Source organism: Pseudofrankia saprophytica (genome assembly GCF_000235425.2).
In the GTDB taxonomy this organism is placed as follows: domain Bacteria; phylum Actinomycetota; class Actinomycetes; order Frankiales; family Frankiaceae; genus Pseudofrankia; species Pseudofrankia saprophytica.
In genome coordinates, this window is the sequence record NZ_KI912266.1 from 3,616,622 (window position 1) to 3,636,210 (window position 19,589).

The following is a 19,589-nucleotide window of genomic DNA, read 5'->3' on the forward strand; positions in this document are numbered from 1 at the left end:
GGTCCCGACAGTTCGCTCTACATCGTCCGCACGCCGACGTCACCGATCGCCGTGGTGCTGCCTGTGTTCGGATGATCTCGGCTCGGTACGGGGGGCGGTCATGTCGAGCAGGAGCATGGCGTCGTGGTCGGGGGTCGCGGGCTCGGCCGTGTAGACGCCCATGCGGTGCCCGGGGGTGCCTTCGAGGGCCATGCCCTGGAAACCGAGGGTGATCTTTCCGACCTGGGGGTGCTGGAAGGTCTTGGTGAGGTTCTTGCGGCCGGCGACTTCGTAGCGTTCCCACAGGCCGGCGAAGGCGGGGCTCTTGACGAGCAGTTCTCCGACGAGGACGGCGAGGTCGGGGGCGTCGGGATCGGTGCCCGCCAGGGCGCGCAGGCGAGCGACGCAGCCGCGGATCTGGTTGTCCCAGTCGGGGAAGACCTCGCGGGCGGCGGGGTGCAGGAAGAGGTAGCGGGCCAGGTTGCGCTGCGTGGCCGGCCAGTCGGCGAGCCCGGCGTACAGGGCGAGGCCGCCGGGGTTGTGGGCGAGGACGTCCATGCTGCGGCTGACGACGTAGGCAGGGTTCGGGCGCAGGGCTTCGAGCACCAGGTTCAGGTGCGGGCGCACGGTGCGGCTGGGTGCCTGGGCGGCCTGGGGCGCGTAGCGGGCGGCGTGCACGGCGAGGTCGCGCAGGTGCTGGTGCTCGGCGTCGTCCAGCTGCAGGGCGCGGGCCAGAGCGTCGATCACGGCCGGGCTGGGACGGGTTTCCCTGCCGCGTTCCAGGCGGGTGTAGTAGTCGATGCTGACGCCCGCGAGCGTGGCCAGCTCCTCGCGGCGCAGGCCCGGGGTGCGGCGCACGCCAGGGCCAGGGGTCAGGCCGACGGACTGGGGGTTGGTCTGGGTGCGGCGGGCGCGCAGGAAGCGTCCCAGCTCGTCGCCGCCGCTGTGCGGCTCGGGTGCCATCACGCCAGTGTCTCTCCGCCAGCTGTGCGCCATGCCTGTCCAGGGGGGCCCTGCCACACCCCGGCTGGCTACCCCCTGGCACGCCTCGGCCTGCCTGGAACAGCCGTGAACGGGCAGGGTTGAGCGTGTCGCCTCGCTGACCGAGCCCCCCCGCCCGGCCGCACCAGCGCGGCCTTCGCTTCCGGACCATCCGGTTCACAGAGCTACCGCAAGCCACGAAAGGCGAGATCTTCCATGCGTGCCACCTTCATGTACGGGCCTGGAGACGTGCGGATCGAGAACGTCCCCGGCCCCAAGATCGTCGAGCCCACGGATGCGATCGTCCGGATCACCCTGGCCTGCGTCTGCGGCTCCGATCTGCACCCCTACCACTCGATGGACAAGACCGATCAGGGCGTGCCGATGGGGCACGAGTTCCTCGGCGTGGTGGAGGAGACCGGCTCCGAGGTGCGCGGCCTGCGGCGTGGCGACTTCGTGGTCTCCCCGTTCGCGTTCGCCGACAACACCTGCCCGATCTGCCGGGACGGCTTCCAGACCGCCTGCCCGCACGGCGGCTGGTACGGCGCCGGGGGTGTCGGGGGCGCGCAGGCCGAGGCCGTCCGCGTACCCCAGGCCGACGGCACCCTGGTGACGATCCCCACCGACGTCGACGCCGCGCTCCTGCCCTCGCTGCTCGCGCTGAGCGATGTCTACCTCACCGGCTACCACGCCGCCCACATGGGCCGGGTCGAGCCCGGCAAGACCGTCACCGTGATCGGCGACGGCGCGGTGGGCCTGTCCGCGGTGCTGGCCTCCCGGCGCATGGGCGCCGAGCGGATCATCCTGATGGGCCGCCACGCCTCCCGCACCGACCTGGGCAAGGAGTGGGGCGCCACCGACGTCGTCGCCGAACGCGGCGAAGAGGGCATCGCCACGGTGATGGACCTGACCGGCGGCGAGGGCTCCCACGTCGTGCTGGAGGCCGTCGGCCTGATGCCCGCCTACGAGCAGGCGTACGGCGTCGTGCGCCCCGGCGGGATCATCTCCCGCGTCGGCGTCCCGCAGTACGAGGAGGCCCCGGTCGGGTTCGGGTCGCTGTTCGGGAAGAACGCCCAGCTGGCCGGCGGCCCCGCCCCGGTGCGCGCCTACCTCGAACCCGCCATCGAGGATGTGCTCGCCGGTCGGATCGACCCGGGCAGGGTGTTCGACGCCGAGGTCGCCCTGGACGAGGTCGCCGACGCCTACCGGGCCATGGACGAGCGCAGCCGGCTGAAGGTGATGGTGCGCCCGTGACCGCCCGCAGGCCCAACGCCGCCGCCACAGCCCCGCCGTGCGCACGACGGTGGACGCCGCGTTCGCCGCCGGCCGCGTCGACGTGATCGTCTCCAACGCCGGCTACGGCCTGTTCGGCGCCGCCGAGGAGATAGGGGAATGACCGCGGATCCCCGTCGCGCGGCCGGCCGCACCGTTCGCTCCAAGTCCTTTCCATGAGGAGAAGCACGCCATCATGAAGCACATCAAGCTGGGTGACCTGGAGGTCGCGCGGATCGGGCTGGGCGCGATGGGCATGTCCCACGGTCTGACGGGTGCCGGAACCGATGACGCGGAGTCCATCCGCACCGTGCACCGGGCCATCGACCTCGGCGTCACCCTCATCGACACCGCGGAGATCTACGGCCCCTACATCAACGAGGAGCTCCTCGGTCAGGCTCTGAATGGCCGCCGCGACCAGGTCGTTCTGGCGACCAAGTTCGGCCTCGTCTCCCACTCGGGGGCTGGCGTGTGGACGCTGGACTCCAGCCCGGCCAACATCCGCACCGCACTCGAAGGATCACTGAAGCGGCTGGGCACCGACCACATCGACCTGTATTACCAGCACCGCGTCGACCCGAACACCCCCATCGAGGAGACGGTCGGCACCCTGGCGGAACTCGTCGCCGAGGGAAAGGTTCGCCACATCGGCCTGTCCGAGGCCGGCCCGGACACCATCCGCCGCGCCCACGCCGTCCATCCCGTCACCGCCGTGCAGTCCGAGTACTCGCTGTGGACCCGCGGCATCGAGGACCGCATCCTGCCCGTCCTGCGAGAGCTGGGCATCGGCCTGGTGCCGTTCTCCCCGCTCGGACACGGATTCCTCACCGGCACGGTCCGCAACGAGGCCGACTTCGAAGAAGGCGACTTCCGTCGCGGCAACCCGCGCTTCACCGGGGAGAACCTCCAGCGCAACCTGGCACTCGCCGACGAGGTCCAGGCCATCGCCGTCGAGGTGGACGCCACGCCCGCGCAGGTCGCGATCGCCTGGCTACTCGCCCAGGGCGACGACCTCGCCCCCATCCCCGGCACCAAGCGCGTGACCCGCGTCGAGGAGAACACCGCCGCCGACAGCCTTCAGCTACCCGCCGACATCCTGACCAGGCTCTCCAGCCTCCCCCCGGCCGCCGGCGACACCCACACCGAAGCCGGCCTGCGCATGCTCGAACGCTGACCAGCCCGCTCCCGCACCACCTAGACGAGTAAGTCCGAAGTCTGGGTGACCGGTGGTCGGGCATGGAGAGAGGGTTTCCAAGATCGAGTTGTGACGCAAGACCTGGAAACCCTCCTGACCGCACTCTATGTGAAGATCGACGACCGGATCGGAGGGAGACGACGGACCGGACGGCCACCCACGCTGAGCGACTCCGAACTCGTCTGCCTCGCGGTCGCCCAGGCCCTGCTCGGCCACCACTCCGAGGCCCGCTGGCTGCGCTACGCCCGCAGGCATCTGACCGGGATGTTCCCGTATCTGCCGGGCCAGTCCGGCTACAACCGGCGTCTGAAGACGGCGCTGCCGCTGGTCAAGGAGGCGATCAGGGCGGTCGCGGTCGACAGCGACTTCTGGTTCGACAACCACTGGATCACCGACGCCACCCCCGTCCCGTGCGGGATGTCCCGGCCGACCGTGAAGCGCTCCGAGATGGCCGGCTGGGCCGGCTACGGCTACTGCGCGTCGCACTCCCGGTTCTACTGGGGCCTCAAGCTCTACCTGGTCTGCACCCCGACCGGCATGCCCGTCCTGTGGGCACTGGCCAACCCGAAGATCGGCGAACGGGAGGTGCTCGCCGCGATGCTCGACCACGACGCCGCCCTGATCGCCGAACGAGACCGGATCCTGCTGATCGCGGACAAGGGGTTCGCCTCGAACGACCTCGAGGCGGCACTGTCCGAGCAGCGCATCGACCTGCTCCGTCCGCACCGCAAGGACGAGACGGCGCGCAACGGCGAGCCGATGCTCAAGAAGGTCCGCCAGCTCATCGAGTCGGTCAACGACACCCTCAAGGGCCAACTCGACCTGGAACAACACGGCGGGCGGACCTTCGAGGGCGTCGCGGTCCGCGTCGCCCAGCGCCTACTGGCGATGGCCGCGGCGATCTGGCACAACAACAAGACCGCCGCGCCCGTCACCCGCTCCCTGATCGCCTACGACCACTGACCAGAGATCGGAATTACTCGTCTAGCCCGGCCGCGGACGGGGCAGCGGTCGATCGCGGTCGCTGGTGATCTATGGCGTGTCGTGCCAGCCTGCCCGGCTTTTCACGCGGTCTGCGTCAGTTCGGCCAGTCCGGCGTCATCCCCTCGACGGTCAGGACGAACAGCAGGTCGCTGATCCGCTGGTCCTTGAACAGGGTGCGCAGCTCCTGGGTGTCGCGGAAGGAGATCTCCCATTCGCCGGACGGTGCCCGGCCCAGCAGCCCGCGCCAGGGTGTCCCGTTGCCGCGCCGGGTGCTGATGATCCCGTCCACCGGGGTGGCGGCGCCTGTGCTGGCGATCACCTCACCGGTGTCGTCCGCGGTGAACGAGAGCTCGTCGACCGTGAGCGCCACGATCTGTCCGCCCGTCCCGGCGGCGAACAGGACCACCTGTCCGATGGTCAGGGAGTCCAGGTTCGGGGGGAAGTCGCCGCGGTCGGTGCGGAACCCGATCCGCATCGGCGTGGCCGACTGGTCTGGGTTGTTCAGGTCGAACCACGCGTCGGGCAGCGTGTGACAGAAGCTGAACGCCCGGTCGACGGCGACCCGCGGATCGAGCGAACGGGTCACCTGGTCGCGCAGCACCGGGCTGTCCAGCGCCGTGTACTCCACGGTGAACAGCACGTCGAACATGGTCGAGAAGTCGAACGGGTTGGCGGCCTTCGGCATGCGTAGCTGCCAGGTCGTGTCGACGCCGAACCCCTCGAACGGAGGCCGCAGGTCCGGTTGGGCGTCGAGCTCGAACAACCCGGTCGCGTTGTTCGGGGCGGACAGGGCCACCTCCTCCGGCCCGTGTCCGATCGCCACGGTCTCGAACCCGGCATCGGTCTCGATCACGACGCGCGACACGCCTGCGCTGGTGAGCGTCGCCCGGATACCGGCGTCCGGTGGGATCAGCGCCACCACCGAGGTGCGAACCCTCCTGATCAGACGCACGTGGTGCCCGGGGAAGTCGCGGTCGAACAAGCTGCCGGGGGTGGCGAAGGCGAGGATGCCGGTTTCCCGGAACTGCTCGAACGCCACCGGGTCCAGCGCGGCGAGCGAGATGGTCTTCGACAGCTGCAGCCGCCGCCGGTCGGTCGTGAACGCGTACTGGTCGAGCTGGGTGAGGTCGCGCAGCAGCTGCTCGGCGCCGGTGAGCCCGCGCCGGTCGGGGCCGGACGCGGACCCGCCGCGGCCCGCGGAGGCTGGCGGCTCCCAGTAGTCGGCGCGGATGAACTCGGGCAGCTCCTCCTGCCGTTCGAACCGCAGCTGCCGTTCCGCGAGCCGGGCGATGACGGTGGCCTGGAGCAGGAAGTACCGGTAGATCTCGCCGAGGACGCCGGCCATCCACTCGAAGAGCTCCGCGTTGGTGAACTTCGTCGCCAGGAAGTCGAGCGTCGTCTGGGCGTTGGCCAGTTGGAGCTCGGATATGCGCCGGTCGGCCTCGGCGATGCCGACCTGCAGCTGGGCCATCCGGACCTGTTGGTCGGTGATGGCCAGGTCCTGACCGGCCAGGCGCAGCTGGGTGGCCGTGTCCTCGCGCTGCCGCTCGTAGCTGGTCGCGGCGCCGAGGAACGAGGTGACCGCGCCCAGCGCGCCGGGTATGCCGGCCTGGTTGGCCGCGGCGATCCCGTTGCCGATCGACCGCCCGCCGAGGCCGGTCATGAACGCGCCCGCCACGCCACCGATGCCGGGGGCGACGCTCGCCACCGCGAACAGCGCCCGCAGCCCGGCAGCAGCCACCGCCGCCTTCTCACCGAGGCCGGTGGCCCGGTCGAGCAGCGTCTGGGCGTGATCCCGCTGGATGACGGCTCGGCCGCGCTGCAGTTCGCCCAGTTCGACGCCGGCGTGCGCCTCGGCGACCGCGACGTCGCGCAGCTGGACCGTGGCCTGGGCGACCGTGATGTCCTGGCGCGCCTTGAGCAGGTTGTACGCCTCGGCGTCGGCCTGCTGCAACGCGGCGAGGAACCGCTCCTCGATCTGCTGCGCGGTGCCGACCAGCCGTCGCGCCCGGTCGAGAAGGGTGACGAAGCGGTAGGGCGTGGGTTTGCGGGACGTCGCCCGTTCCAGCCCGAGGGGGTTGAGCCCGGTGCGCAGCTTGCGCAGCCCGCCGGTGGCCCGCTCCTGGAGGGCCGACCGGGCCGGGTTGGGCGCGAGCGGCACGCCGGCGCCGTCCTTCAGCGGGGTGAACTCGCCCTGGCTGCCGGCGAGCAGGTCGAGCGCCGCGTCGTACAGCTGCCGAGCCCTGGGCAGCGACTCCGGGGTCTCCCTGCTGAACTCGGCGTCCGCGAAGGCGAGAAGCTGACGGCCGAGGGTGAGCAGGGTTGCCCGCGAGTACGCGCCCGAACGGTTGACCGCCAGGTCGTGTGGTCGCATGCCGTTCCCGAGCAGCCAGCCCACGCTCCGGACGACCGGCGGCGGGACGCTGCCGGCCGGCGGCTCCTCCAGCCGCAGGCCGCGGTAGATCTTACGGTCGCCGGGCGGCAGCTCATAGGCGTAGACCGTGCGGATCCAGTCCAGCGCGGCGAGGTGCTGCCCGGACTTGGCCAGCTGCTCGGCCATCAGCATGGGCACGAAGAAGAACACCTCCGCCAGCCACACCCGGGTGGTGGCGAACGAGGTGTTGACGCCGACGGCGCCGCTGGGCGGGGCGAACAACGCGTAGTCCTGACCGACGGTCCCGGACGGCGGGTTGGGGATAGTCCCGGTAGCGAGCAGGACGTCGCGCCGCTGGGCCAGCTGGCTGTCGGTGAGCAGCTCCGTGATGACCACCTTGGCGTCGTCCCGCACGGCGGCCGGCAGCGTGGGGCTGGCGGTGGGCGGGAACTCCGTACGCAGCTCGGTCAGGTAGTCCCGGGCCTCCGCCCGGGCCTGGGCGGGGGTCAGGCCGAAGTTGCCGCGGACCCGCTCGGCCAGGGCGCGGAAGCTGGCGGTGGTGACGAGGGCGTTGGGTGTCTCGCCGGTGCCCGGCGTCCGGCGCAGCGTCGGCCCGAGCACGTTCTCCGGCCAGAGGAACGTCGACATGGCGGCCCGCCAGGTCCCGTACTCACCCAGGAAGCGCCATTCCTCGTCGAATCCGGCGTCCGTGTAGCCGTTCGTCTGGGTGAGCGCCCAGCCGTTCGGACCGGTCGCCGGGTTCGACCCGAGCACCGCGAACGCGCTCTTCAGCCGCTTCGCGCGCACGGCGAACAGCACCCCCTGCAGGGTCTCGATGGCTTGGTCCAACCGGCTGGTGAGGGTGGTGCCGGCGGCGAAGAAGTCGAGCAGCAGCTCGTCGATGAGGGCGTCGCCGGCCGCGTCCGGGGCGAGCGGACCAGCCGGACCAGCCGAGCCGGTCGAGCCGGTCGAGCCGGGACGGGCGGAGCCGACGACCGCGATCAGGTCGTCCCGCAGGCGCGGCAGCGTCTCCACGTCCGCCGCCCGCGCCGCCGCGGCGAACGCCTCGCGGACTGCCCGCTCCTCGCTCTCCCTGGCACGCACGATGTTCTCCCAGCCCACCCGCGCCGCCAGCGTGGTCAGCCAGGCGGGCAGGGCCGCCGGCGCCGCGGGAGGCGACGAGGCGACACGGAGATGGTCGGGGCCCAGCCACAGCCCGGACTCCTGGGCCCGCCACGGCGGGTAGAAGTCGCGGCGCTTGCGGACCGCGACGACGATCGCGACCACGTCGGCCCACTCGCCCTGCCTGACCGCGTTGACGGTCGCGAGCCCGCGGATCGCCACCAGCCGGCGAAACGCCGCGAGGTCGAGGCGCAGTGCCGCCACACCGGGGCCGATGTCCTTCCCGGCCAGCTCGTCGGCCCCGAGAGCGGCCAGCGTTGCGGCCGCGCCCACGCCGAGCACGCCGTCGACGACCGTCGTGAACACGCCGCCGTGTGTCGCCCCGGGCGCCGCCAGCGCCTGCGTCACCTGGGAGTTACGCGCGGTGAATTCGGCGTCGATCTGGCCACGGCGGGCGGTCCGCAGCGGGCCCGCGGGGCTGCCGGGCGGGATGTCGGCGGGGGTCACCAGGTCCGGGTCGACGATCGGTACGCCGGCCGCGTCGTCCTGGCGCTGCCAGGTGTTGTGCAGGGCGGTGAGCTGGCGCTCCAGCAGGAGCGGAAGCGGACGGCTCGGCGGAGTGTACGGGTTGCGGCCCGTGTCCACGACCCCGTAGACGTCCTCCAGATTCGCCGCGGTCAACGTGTCCGGGTCCAGCGCGAGCGCGTCGAGGTCGGCCACGGTGAATGCCGCCAGCCCGAGCCGGGCCGCGAGCGCGGCGCGGGTCGCGTCGTCGGCGATGCGTGCCGACCGCAGCTCCTCGGGCGAGGTGCCGAGCCCACGCAGCACCGCCCGGTAGGCGGCGCGCAGGTACCGGCGGTCGGCCGCGCCTCGCGCCTCGAGCGCCGGCCCGGACAGCGTGGCGCGGCGTTGCAGGTAGTCACGCAGGACCTCGACGGCCACCCGGGCCTGCGGGACCGGGGCCGTCGCCACCGGCGCGTTCGCGGCCGCGGCGGCCTGCTCGAAGCGCTGGCAGAAGACCATGCCCAGCGCCGACGCCGTCGCCTGGCCGTTCGCGACCCGGTCCAGCGCGAAGGCGAGCAGGTCGGACAGGTACCCGCCGGCGCTCAGCACGCCCGCGGGGTCGGGCGCGGTGAACGGCGCCGCCACGTCGATCGTCACCGAGGCGGTCGTGACGTTGCTCCGGTTGTCCCGGGCCAGCACCACCACGTTCTGGGCGCCCGCCGGCGGGCGCACCGTCACCGTGGCGGACCAGTTGACACCGTTCGTCCCCGTGCGCGTCGCGGTCGCCGCCGGACCGGTGCCTACCGCCACGGTGACCTGGTTCACCCCGCTCTCGGCGTCGCCGACCGTGCCGGTCACCAGGAGCGGGAGCTGGGCGTCCGGCGCGGTCGTCGGCAGCGCGACCTGCTGGCCCGCGATCGGTTGGTCGACCATTACCGTCGGCCCGGTGGTGTCCAGCTTCACGGTGCGGGAGCTGGTCCGGGTGTCCGTGGTAGTGGACGAGGTTCGGAACGTCATCTGGGCGGTGATCGTGAGCTGTGCCGGGCCGGGCGGGGTGGCGGTGGTGAACGTCCAGGCGGACAGCGACCCGCCGGAGGCGGCGGGGGTGGCCGCGGCGAAGCCGCCCGAGCCGAGCTGGACCTCGACCTTGATGATCTGCAGCGGCTGCTCCTCGACCGACGGGGCTCCGTCGCTTCCGGTCGACGTCACGAACCTGGTGGCTACCGCCGTGCCCGTCACCGTGATGGTCGGTGTGAAGACCGCCGCGTTCTGCGCCGGTGACGTGATGCCGACACTCGCCGCGATGCTCGTCTGGGTGCTCGCCATTTCCGCTCCGTTTCGACCGAGCCGCCGGATGTCGTCAGGGGTTCTGTGGAGGGGGTCCGAGGGAAGAATTCAATGTCAGGAGGCCGAGAACCAGGACACGAGGTTCGTCGGGCTTTGGGCTTTGGGCTTTGGGCGCTGGGCTGGGCCGAGGTCACGGTTCTCCCGCGGCTACCAGAAGCTGGAGACCCAGCCGCCGAAGGCATATGCCCCTTCCATGATCAGCCCGTATTCGCCCTCGGCTGCCCGCCGGTCGATCTCCTGCCGGGCCGACATGTCGTCGGTGAACAACGACTCGACCAGCGCGGTCGAGCCGTCGGCGAGGAAACTGATTCCGCTGTTCAGCCCGAGGTCCACGCCGAAGGCGAACTTGATTCCCGCGTCGCCGGCCATGGCCACCGTCCCGACTCCGGTCAGGCCCACCGCGATGCTGGCGCCGCCGGCGACGACGCCGCTGCCCACCTTCCCGCCGGTGGTTGTGTTCGGGCTGTTCAGCCCGGTGCTGATTCCACCCAGCACACCGCTGGCGACGTTCACCACGCCGTAGGCGCCTTTAATGGTCGCCAGATCGCTCTTCGCGACCTCTGGTGCCGTGTCCGCCAGCTCCGCGCCAAACTGGTAGAGCCATGTTTGCGCCGGCCCCTGCCCGCCCGCGATCGTGAGGGCGGTCGAGATGCCACCGGTCACCTTGCTTGCCGAGGGCCCCGACGCCGACGCCGGGCCGGGCCCACCCGGGCTTCCCGACGCGACGACCGGCGCGCCTGGTGGTACCGGGCCGGCACCGCCAAGCGACAGGGTCGGCAGCGCGAACTTCTCCAGCAGCGACGGCGCCGGTGCCTCCGCGAACGGGATGGGCAGCGCCGCAGGCTGCTTCGCGGGCGGCGGTTTCCCGGCCGGCGCGGCCGCGGCCGCCGGTGTGGGTCTTGCCGTGGTCGTGGGTGGATAACTCAGGAAGGTCTTCTTCTCCAGACCGGGAATCAGCAGCCCCGGCCCGGACAGCGTGACGATGTTCGTCGTCGGCGGCGTCGAGGTCGGCGGCTGGGTGGTCTGTTTCGGCTTGTCCGGGACCTGGCTGCAGTTGCAGGGCCTGGCCACCGTGCTCTTTATCCCGGTCTCGTCCTCACCCTCGGTGCCGCCCCGGTCCGTCGCCCGGATCGGGTTGCCGGCGACATACCGGTAAAGGTTCGGCCCGTCGACCGCGCCGGCCGGGTCGCAGCTCGTCCAGCGGGCAAGCCAGGGTGCGTAGTAACGGGCCGCGTGGTAGCCGAGCCCGCTCTCCTCGTCCCGTTCCCTCCCGGTGAACCGGTAGCGCTTTCGGGCATGGCCACCGAACGACGTCTCGCCGTACGGGGTGAACTCCTCGCGGGAGATGAGACCGCCGCCCGCGTCGACGACCACCGCGTTCGAGCCGAGATGGTCGGGCAGGTGGTACTTCACCGGCGGCGTGCGGTCGTCGTCGAACGCGGGACCCACCCGGATCTCGGCGACCCGGGTGGTGCCGACGCTCACGTGGAGGGTGGTGTTCTCGACCGTCGCGCCGGCCGGCTGGGCGACGGTCTGGTGCTCGAAGATCCCGCCGATGTACACGGTGGTCTCGAGGCGGCCGCCCTTGCGGACGACCTTCTTCACCCGTTGCCCCGCGCCGTCGTAGAGGTATGTGGCGTGCAGCGACGGCTCGGCCGCGCCCGGTGCCTGGACGCGGAACGACCGCATCCGGTCGACGGCGTCCCATTCGAAATGCCGGGAGGCGGTCTCGTTGATCAGGTTGCCCGCGGCGTCGTAGCCGTAGTCGAAGGTGGTCTTCCCCGAGGTCATGGCCGCGAGCCGGTTGGAGCCGCCGACGATGGCCATGGCTCGGACGAAGCCGCCGGCGGCGTTCGCGTGCGTGAGCCGGACCAGGTTGCCGTCCGCGTCGTAGGCGAAGGACTGCGTATAGGCCCGGGTGCGGCTGAGATCAGCGCAGCGCGGCGCGGCGTCGAACGGCGCCGGCGGGGACAGGTCGCACTCGCGGCCGGTGGCCGACGTCAGCCGGTAGAGCGGGTCGTACGTGAACAGCCGGTCGAGCGCGTCGGCCGTCGGCGCGATCCCGCAGCCCGGCGTCCGGTCCCGCAGCGCGACGATGTTGCCGGCGAGGTCGTAGGAGTAGGCGTAGTCCTGCAGCGGAGTGCCCGCGGGCTGGTAGGCGGCCGGACCCAGGTTCCTGTACCGCTCGGTGCGCAGCCGGGACAGCCGGAACGTCCGCGGGTCGTAGGCGTACCGAGTCAGCAGCCCGTTGCCGTACGCGATGAGCGCCCGCTGGCCCCTGACGTCGTGGGCCACTCGCTCGACGATCGTCTCCCCGTCCAGCGACACGCCGCGCGGCGCACCCGACGGGTGGTAGCGGGACGTGAGCTCCCGTCGCCGGCCGTCGGCGTCCTCGGGGTAGCGGACGGAGGTGGGGCGGTTCAGGGCGTCGTAGCCGGTGGAGCACTGGTAGCGCCGCGGGTCGAGCAGATCGGCGGTCGTCCCGGCGAGGTCGGTGACGGCAGGCTGCCAGTCGACCCGGAACGGCGGCCGCCCGCCGCCGTCGGGCGCGGCGCCGACGAGCAGACGGTCGGCGACGACCTGCCGGGTCGTGGCGAGCACGTTGCCCTTGAAGTCGTAGCCGTCGGCGGTGGTCGCGCCGGCCTCGTCCAGCGTCAGCAGCGGCCGTCCCAGCAGGTTGGCCACCCGCGCGTCGCCCGGCTTGACGCCCGACTCGACGCTGTCGCCGTAGATCGTGTAGTTCCGCAGCGTCACCGGCTCGGAGCCGGCGTCCCGCGCCCACCGAAGCACGGGGCGGTTGAGGACGTCGCGCGCATACAGCTGCAACGCCCCTTTGGCGTCCCGCCGCTCGACCGGAGCTCCGGTCGCGTCCAGGACCTGGCGGCGCACCCCGTAGTCGATGTTCTCGTCGTAGAGGCGCTGATCCGCGAGGTCGTAGCGGTAGCGGAACGCCACCCGGCCGAGAGCGTCGGTGACGGTCAGCAGGTTGCCCCGGACGTCATAGGCCGAGCGGACGGTGAACCAGTCGTGTTCCGCGTCGGGCCCGTTGCGGGCGACCGCGCGCACGGAGCGGCCGAGCGCATCCACCTCGATGCTGGACGGGGTGTCCCAGTGGTCGCGGTGGGCGGACGCCTCGGCGGGATGGGTACGACCGGCGTTGTCGTTGGCGTCGTAGACGTAGGACTCCCACGGGGTGGGGGTCACCTTCTCCGGGTCGGAAAGGTCGTCCGGTATGCCGAACACGACCCGCCGCTCGGAGCCGTCCGGGTCGACGGTCCGGACCACGTGGCCGCGCGGGTCGTAGCACAGGATGGACTTCTGACCGTCCTCGGCCTCGCCCGGCCGGCGGTAGGCGAACCCCGCGGCGAAGTAGGGCTCGAACGTCTCGACGACCCGGCCCTTGGTGTCGTAGACCTGCCGGCCGGTGACGGCGACCCGAGGTTCGTCGCGCGAGCCGGATGACGCTCCCACGACGGGACCATCCACGGGCGATGAAGGTTCGGCCGGCAGAACGCCGCCACCGAAGGCCGGGGCGCCGAAGTCCACCTCCTCGGCCAGCGCCCTGGTCTGTAGCACGCGGCCGAATCCGTCGAAGTAGCTGACCGTCTCGATCGTCTCGTCCCGTTCGGGCAGCGGGATGTCGGTGTCGGTGACGTGGTGGACCCGCCGTACCGTCCGTACGGACGCGGGCTCACCCCGCTCGGAGAACGCGAGCAGGTCGTAGCTGTGCACCGTTCCCGGCGCTTCGAGTGTGTCGCCGGTGGGCACCCCCGGGCCGCCAGGTTCGTCCGGCCGACCGGGCTTGCCGAGCAGCGCGGTGGCGGCGACGAAGCCGAGCGGCGTGAAGGACACCGCGGCCCGGTTTCCATTCGGGTCGGTCAGCTCCCGCGGCCGCAGCACGCGGTAGTCATTGCTCGCCGTGGTCACGAGGCCCGCCGGGTCGGTGGCGGACACGGGCAGCAGTCCGAAGGCGTCATGGGAGATGACCGTCTCCCGCCCACGTGGGTCGAGGCGGGCCAGCAGCAGGCCTCGGACCGGGCCCCGGGCGGTGGCGTCGCCGTCGGCGGCCTGGCTCGGCGCGGCCTGGCCAGCGGGCACGTCGTGGCAGTCGTAACGGCGCCGGTCGGTCACCGCGAAGTACCCGCGGGCGAACGGCCCGTCCCCGCCGTCCCGGAACACGTAGCCGGCCAGCGGCGGTATCAGCTTGGTGAACTCGGGTGGGTATTCGGCCGGGTAGACCGGACCCTCGGCGGCGGGGTCGGATGTGACACCGACCGTGAGACAGGGCGGCAGTTCCGGCCCGTATGCCTGGTGCAGGATCTCCTCGGTCAGCACCAGCGTTTCGGTGCGCGCCAACACGCCGTAGTCGCCGAGCAGGCCGAACGGACGGCCCTGGAACGGCGCGCCGTCGTAGAAGCTGACGGTCTGGCCGATGATCCGTCGCGGCGCCGCGCCGGAGCTGATCGCGGCGTGCAGGTCCGCCACGGCGTCCGAACCGTCGTTGGGCACCTCGTAGGACGTGACGCGGGCGACCCGGTCGACCAGGTAGCACTCGGCGTCGTCGCGCTGCGCGTAGCGGCTCTCGGCGTGGGTCGCCAGGTACGGCGCTGCGCCCGCGCCGGTCGCCGCGCCCTGCCGGTAGTCCCGCTCGCGCGGGACGGCGATCAGGGTCTGCGCCCGCGGCTGGCCGTAGCTGTCGTAGTCGTCGGTGAAGCCGACCTGGGTCATCGGGTCGACGCCACGCTCCCACTGGGTGGTCCGCTCGGCGCGCAGGTGCGGGAAGAAGATTCGCCGCCGCCCGTCCTCGATGGGGGTGGGTGGCGCCTCCTCCCGCAGGCCGTACACCGCCTCGGTCACCGTGAAGGGCCGGTCCGCGCGCTCGCCGCCGTCGCGGGCATACAGCTCGGTCCGCAGCACCCGCCCGCGCAGCGCCCGCAGGGCGTCGCGACGATCCCGGGGCGGCAACGCCGCGAGCATGGCGGCCGTGTCCGTCGGTCGGGGCAGCGCGGGCGGGTCGTCGCCGAAGCTCTCGTGCGTGAAGTCGGCTTCGACATATCCGCCGTCCTCGTCGCCGAGCGCGCCCAGATGGAACCAGGTGCGCGTCTCCGTCGGCGGCGAGAACGACCGTCCCGGCGCGTCGCCGTCGGCCGTCGCCGTCGCCGCGGTCGACGCCGGCGCGAGGCCCGGGCGCGGCGCGGTGAACGTCTCGGTGTCGCGTTGGTCGACTCGACCGAAGCCGCGGAACTCCCGCTCGACGCCGTCCCAGTAGCCGTGGTGATAGGCGTACTCGGTGGTGAGCCGGCCGCCGGACAGCACGTCCACCGCCGCCACCTTCGCGACCACCTGCACGGGGAACGGCAGCGGGGGCTGGAGACGGGTTCCCGGCTCGCGGCCACGCTGATCGTCGGCCTGTCGAAACACCGTGGACGGCGCGTAGGTCACCCGGGTCAGGGCGCCGAGATGGTTGTCGACGCTGTCCAGCAGGTATGGCTTGACGCCGCCGGTGAGGTCGAGGAAGAACATGTGCGGCCGGCCGGTCCGGCCCAGCCGGTCCGGCCGGGCGGCCCGCGTGGCGTCGGACGTCCAGAGCACGCCGGGCACGCCGGTGCCCAGCAGGTCGGTCAGGCGCACGTCGTCCAGGTCCGTCAGCCGCGGCGTGCCGGTGATCTCGATCGGGTCGCTGAAGCCGTTACCCGACCGGTTGATCCACACGGTCAACGACCCGTCGTCGACGTAGACCACGTCCGCCAGACCGTCGCCGTCCACGTCGCCGACCAGCACCCGACGAGGGTCGAAATCGAACGGGAGGCGTGGGCTGTCATCCATGAGCACCCGGCGGCCCCACCTGCCGTGACCCCGGTTCGGCCAGTAGGCCACCGACCGTGCCGATACCAGGACGATGTCGGTGAGCCCGTCTCCGGTGGCGTCGGCCAGCTTCACCCGGGGGTCGGTGAAGGCGACGTCGGGGAAGGTGGCGAGATCGCCGCGTTCGACGTGCCGGACCTCCGTCCATCCTTTCCTCGAGTCCTGGAAGAAGCACTCGAACCGATCGCCCGACCGCAGCGCGTCGGTCACCCCGTCGCCGGTGAGATCGAGCAGCTTCACCAGGGGGTCGGCCAGGTCGACGCTGGGTGCCTGCCGGTAGCGGCGGAACCCATGTCGGTCGAACAGCCCGTCAAAGCGCAGCGGGAAGTAGCCAGCCAGCCCCGAGCCCGGTGCACCGACCAGCACGTCCAGACGGCCGTCGCCGTCGGCGTCCAACAGCCGCACGCCTGGGCCGGTCAGCGCGACGCCCACAGGCAGTTCGGGCAGCCGACGGGGCCGATCGAACCGGCCACCGCCAAGGTTGCGCCAGAAGCGGGCGCGGGCGCCGGGGCCGGGGTCGATCTCCACGATGTCGGGCAGGCCGTCACCGGTCAGGTCGGCGAGGTCGCAGCCGTCGCGACGCAGCGAGAACGGCGGCGCGTCCGGACCGTCCACAGGAATGAGGTCGCGCCGCTCCGGCTCGAACGCCGAGTACCCGAACTCCAGCGGAGGCAAGGTCTCGGTCGCCGCTGCGTCGTGCCCGCTCGCGACGACCTGAGCGAGCAACGACACGCCGTTGCTGAGCCTGGGCGTCGGCCGGGCCAGCTCCGGGTCGTCGGCATAACGCAGCTGGTAGTCGCGCACCAACACCGGATCGCTGTCTGCCTGGGTGAAGACCTGGATCTGGCGGCACCGCTGGGTCGTGCGAATCTCGAACCCGGCGCGATGCTCGGAGAACGGATCGGGCCGATCCTCGTAGCCGAACCGGACTGTGACCACGAACAGGGGCGCGGCCGGGTCACCATGGTCGGCATAGTGGATCTCGGCCAGGTAGGTCTGGGTGCCAGCATGGCCGTGGCCAGCCGTCGTGACGGTCCGGTAGGTGTACTCGATCAGGTTGCCGAACTGGTCGACCGTCCTGGTCAGCTTCCAGGCGAACACCCGGGACGGGTCGTCGACGTCCGCGACGACCGCCGGATCGTGTCCGGCGGTTCCCGGCGTGCCGTAGACGTTGACCAGCCCGTCCCTGGAGCGGACCGTCCAGTAGTCATCACCGGCCGTCCGGCGGTGTTCGATCCTGGCGAACAGGCCCTCCGTGCGCGGCCGGTACGCCTGCGTCGGGCCACCGGCACCGGCCGGCTCGCGGTCATCCACCACCGGGACGAGGTCCTCGACGCCGGACAGCAGGAAGACATCTCGGCTGTCGTCGTAACGCGGCACCCCCTTGGACGTCCGACGCGTCACGCCAGGAACGCTCAGGCTCCACCCGAGCCCAAGCGGCCCATTGCCCGCTCCGCTGCTGTAGGCGAGCGCTACCTCCGGCGTCAGGCCGTTTCGGCCCTCCGGCACCGCGATCGGAACGCTGAAGTTCCCGGTGCCGGTCCGCGGGTCAGGGGTGAACTTCTCGCCCAGACCCCGCACCGCGCCACCACCCAACGGCAAGGCGATGACCGCGGCGGCGCCGTCCGACTCCCCACTCATCAGGTCCCCCTCGTCTGCCTGCGCGCCGCGGTCGAACTCGGGAGGCCACCGGACCGTGCGGGCACTCGGATGCAGCCCACCGTGCAAGGCGAGAAAGGCCTCCCGGCAATGCCCGCGAGATGTCGACCGACCTGCGGCGGAGACGGCCGGCGACGCAATCGAGAACTCGTCGAGCGAGCACCGAGTAGGTACATCGTTGGACACGAGCATCCGGATGCCTCACGGCGACAAACATCAGGGAGATCCCGGAGCCGGCAACGGTCACCTGGCCTGTTCCGACGTCAATCTCGGTCCGCCGACAAAGACCTAGGTCGACCTGATTCCGGTCGTTCGGCGTCGACGCCGAGTTCGTAGTGCCCACGGGCGGACTTTTCGGACAAACGCATGCCCGGAGCTGACCATCTGCGTGGAATACGGTCCGCTGGCTGGCCCGGAGTCGAGTTCCGGCACGGTACAGGTGCGGCTGCGCCTGAGGATCGACGAGCTCACGCAGAGGTCCTGTCGGGGCTTCGACAGTTCGTTCACACGGAGGGTCACACGGTCGCCGGGTTGGCTTGCCCCATCAGAGCCTCGAAAAGTCGTCCGAGAATCCGGCGGCTGCCAGTCAAAGGAGACTGTCATGACACGACCTACCGGATGGGGGCGCTGGCTGCGGCTCAGCGTCGCCGTCGGCGCCCTGGCCCTCGTGGGCGTCGCGCTGGGCGGTCCGGCCAGTGCGGACCCGGGCCCAGGCGGCGTCGACGTCGCCGGCCAGGTCGCCACCAGCCCCGGTGGCGTCCTCGCTCCCGTCAGCGAGGACCCCGTCCCAGGCCGGGTCGGCGACGAGGTCGCCCCCGGGCCGGGCGACGTCCTCGCGCCGCCGGAGCCGAACCCCGTGTCGAACCCGCTGCCGGACGCGTCCCGGCTGTGGAAGTTCACCGTGGTGGGCGGCCAGTGCCTGGCCGACTTCGGGAAGGGGCACTACACCACCCGGGTCGAGACCTGGCCCTGCGTGCCGGACCTGGACTGGCAGGCGTGGGAGCACGAGATCGTCGGCACCTACAAGGGGCTCCCGGTCTTCCAGCTCCGCGGCGTCGACTCCGGCCTGTGCATGACCGCGGGCAGTTTCTGGGGAAACACGCATGTCTACACGGCCGGCTGCGACGCCGAGCCACACCAGCTCTGGCAGCTGCTGCCCGTCCCCGGCTCGGCTGACCAGCGGTTCATGGTCAGCGTGACCCTGCAGACCTGCGCGGACCTCGACACCGCGAACCAGACCCCCGTCATCGGCACCTACGTTCGCCACACGGTCCCGGTCGACCGGTGCGCGGCGTCGCCCACCTCGCGCTGGCGCGTCGAACTCTGGTCCTGACCGAGCCGGCACGACCGAGCCCGGCGTGCTGGCCGGCGACATCGGCCAGCACGCCGGGCTCGGTCGAGACGCGCCCGCGGACGAGTCACAGCGGCGCGGCCCTGGCCCGCATCGAGCGCGGCGATCGCGGTCCTGCAGTCCCGGGGCCGTCGGCGTCCAACAGCGGTTCCGGCTTGGGTTCTGCGGGCGGCTGGTTGGGGTGCAGGGTGGCGCAGGCGCTGAACGGCGGGTGAATGACCAGGCCTGCGCTATGCGCACGACGTCCGACGCCCGACCGAGTGGCCGGCCCATTCGGCGACCAGGGTGGGCGGCACTCCGGAGTTGAGCCAGGCCGACAGCCGCGGCCAGTTCTAGAAGGTGAAACCGGGAAATCGGATAGCCGGTCAAGGTCAGCCCGCTACGGTGGCGGCCGTGGAGGCTGCGACCGGCTCGGCTGGGTTGGCCTGGCAGCGTGGGCTGCCGCGTAAGCGGATGGCGGCCGCGGTTGTGCTGGTGGACGACGGGGGCCGGGTGCTTCTGGTGCGGCCGACGTATCGGCCGGGCTGGGATCTTCCGGGTGGAGTGATCGAGCAGGACGAGGCGCCGCGTGCGGCGGCGCGTCGGGAGCTCGTCGAGGAGCTGAGCCTGGACCGGGCTCTCGGCAGCCTGTTGGCTGTCGATTGGGTGCCAGCGACAGCTGAGCGTACCGAGGGTCTGATCGTGGTTTTCGACGGCGGGCGGCTGACCGCGGCCGAGGCCGCTGGCATCCGGCTGCCTGCCGAGGAGCTGGCGGAGTGGACGTTCGCGGCGGCCGACCAGTTGTCCGCGCTGATGATGCCGCTACTTGCCCGGCGGGTGGCTGCCTGTCTGAGGGCGCGGGTGGTCGGTCGGACCGTCTATCTGGAGGACGGAACGGCGCTGGGCTGACCCGCGGCAGGTCTCCTCCGGTCAGGCACTCGCTCGTTGTCGCCTTGGTCCGTGCGCAGCGCGAGGAA

Annotated in this window: 8 protein-coding genes; 5 read left to right on the forward strand and 3 right to left on the reverse strand. The window is 71.8% G+C overall.

Going from position 1 to position 19,589, the window contains the following annotated elements; all coding sequences use genetic code 11:
• Positions 1–39: 39 nt before the first annotated feature.
• Positions 40–942, reverse strand: a complete 903-nt coding sequence (locus tag FRCN3DRAFT_RS0215110; protein WP_035924789.1) for a helix-turn-helix transcriptional regulator — start codon at positions 940–942, stop codon at positions 40–42.
• A 234-nt stretch (positions 943–1,176) separates the two neighbouring features.
• Between FRCN3DRAFT_RS0215110 and FRCN3DRAFT_RS0215115 the strand changes: the two genes are divergently transcribed.
• The 3 genes from FRCN3DRAFT_RS0215115 (at position 1,177) to FRCN3DRAFT_RS0215130 (ending at position 4,390) form a co-directional block, all read left to right on the forward strand.
• The gene (locus tag FRCN3DRAFT_RS0215115; RefSeq protein ID WP_007512559.1) at positions 1,177–2,214 is read left to right on the forward strand and encodes an alcohol dehydrogenase catalytic domain-containing protein; all 1,038 of its coding nucleotides are present in this window, start codon (positions 1,177–1,179) and stop codon (positions 2,212–2,214) included.
• A gap of 214 nt (positions 2,215–2,428) precedes the next feature.
• Positions 2,429–3,406 carry an aldo/keto reductase gene (locus tag FRCN3DRAFT_RS0215125; protein ID WP_007512557.1) on the forward strand — a complete coding sequence of 326 codons (978 nt, stop codon included), beginning with the start codon at positions 2,429–2,431 and terminating at the stop codon, positions 3,404–3,406.
• 90 nt (positions 3,407–3,496) lie between these two features.
• Positions 3,497–4,390, forward strand: a complete 894-nt coding sequence (locus FRCN3DRAFT_RS0215130; RefSeq protein WP_007507587.1) for an IS982 family transposase — start codon at positions 3,497–3,499, stop codon at positions 4,388–4,390.
• Positions 4,391–4,505: 115 nt separating this feature from the next.
• Here FRCN3DRAFT_RS0215130 and FRCN3DRAFT_RS0215135 read toward each other — a convergent pair whose 3' ends face one another.
• Together FRCN3DRAFT_RS0215135 and FRCN3DRAFT_RS0215140 are read right to left on the reverse strand one after the other, a co-directional pair.
• Positions 4,506–9,737: a Tc toxin subunit A-related protein gene (locus tag FRCN3DRAFT_RS0215135; RefSeq protein WP_007512555.1), complete on the reverse strand. Its 5,232-nt coding sequence runs from the start codon at positions 9,735–9,737 to the stop codon at positions 4,506–4,508.
• 168 nt (positions 9,738–9,905) lie between these two features.
• On the reverse strand, positions 9,906–17,264 hold the full coding sequence (locus FRCN3DRAFT_RS0215140) for a SpvB/TcaC N-terminal domain-containing protein (RefSeq protein WP_198535976.1): 7,359 nt from the start codon (positions 17,262–17,264) through the stop codon (positions 9,906–9,908).
• 619 nt (positions 17,265–17,883) lie between these two features.
• Here FRCN3DRAFT_RS0215140 and FRCN3DRAFT_RS0215145 point away from each other — a divergent pair.
• On the forward strand, positions 17,884–18,615 hold the full coding sequence (locus FRCN3DRAFT_RS0215145; RefSeq protein WP_007512551.1) for a hypothetical protein: 732 nt from the start codon (positions 17,884–17,886) through the stop codon (positions 18,613–18,615).
• 411 nt (positions 18,616–19,026) lie between these two features.
• Entirely contained in the window at positions 19,027–19,521 is a 495-nt protein-coding gene (locus tag FRCN3DRAFT_RS0215150) for an NUDIX domain-containing protein (protein WP_007510981.1), read from the forward strand.
• The last annotated feature ends 68 nt before the right edge of the window (positions 19,522–19,589 follow it).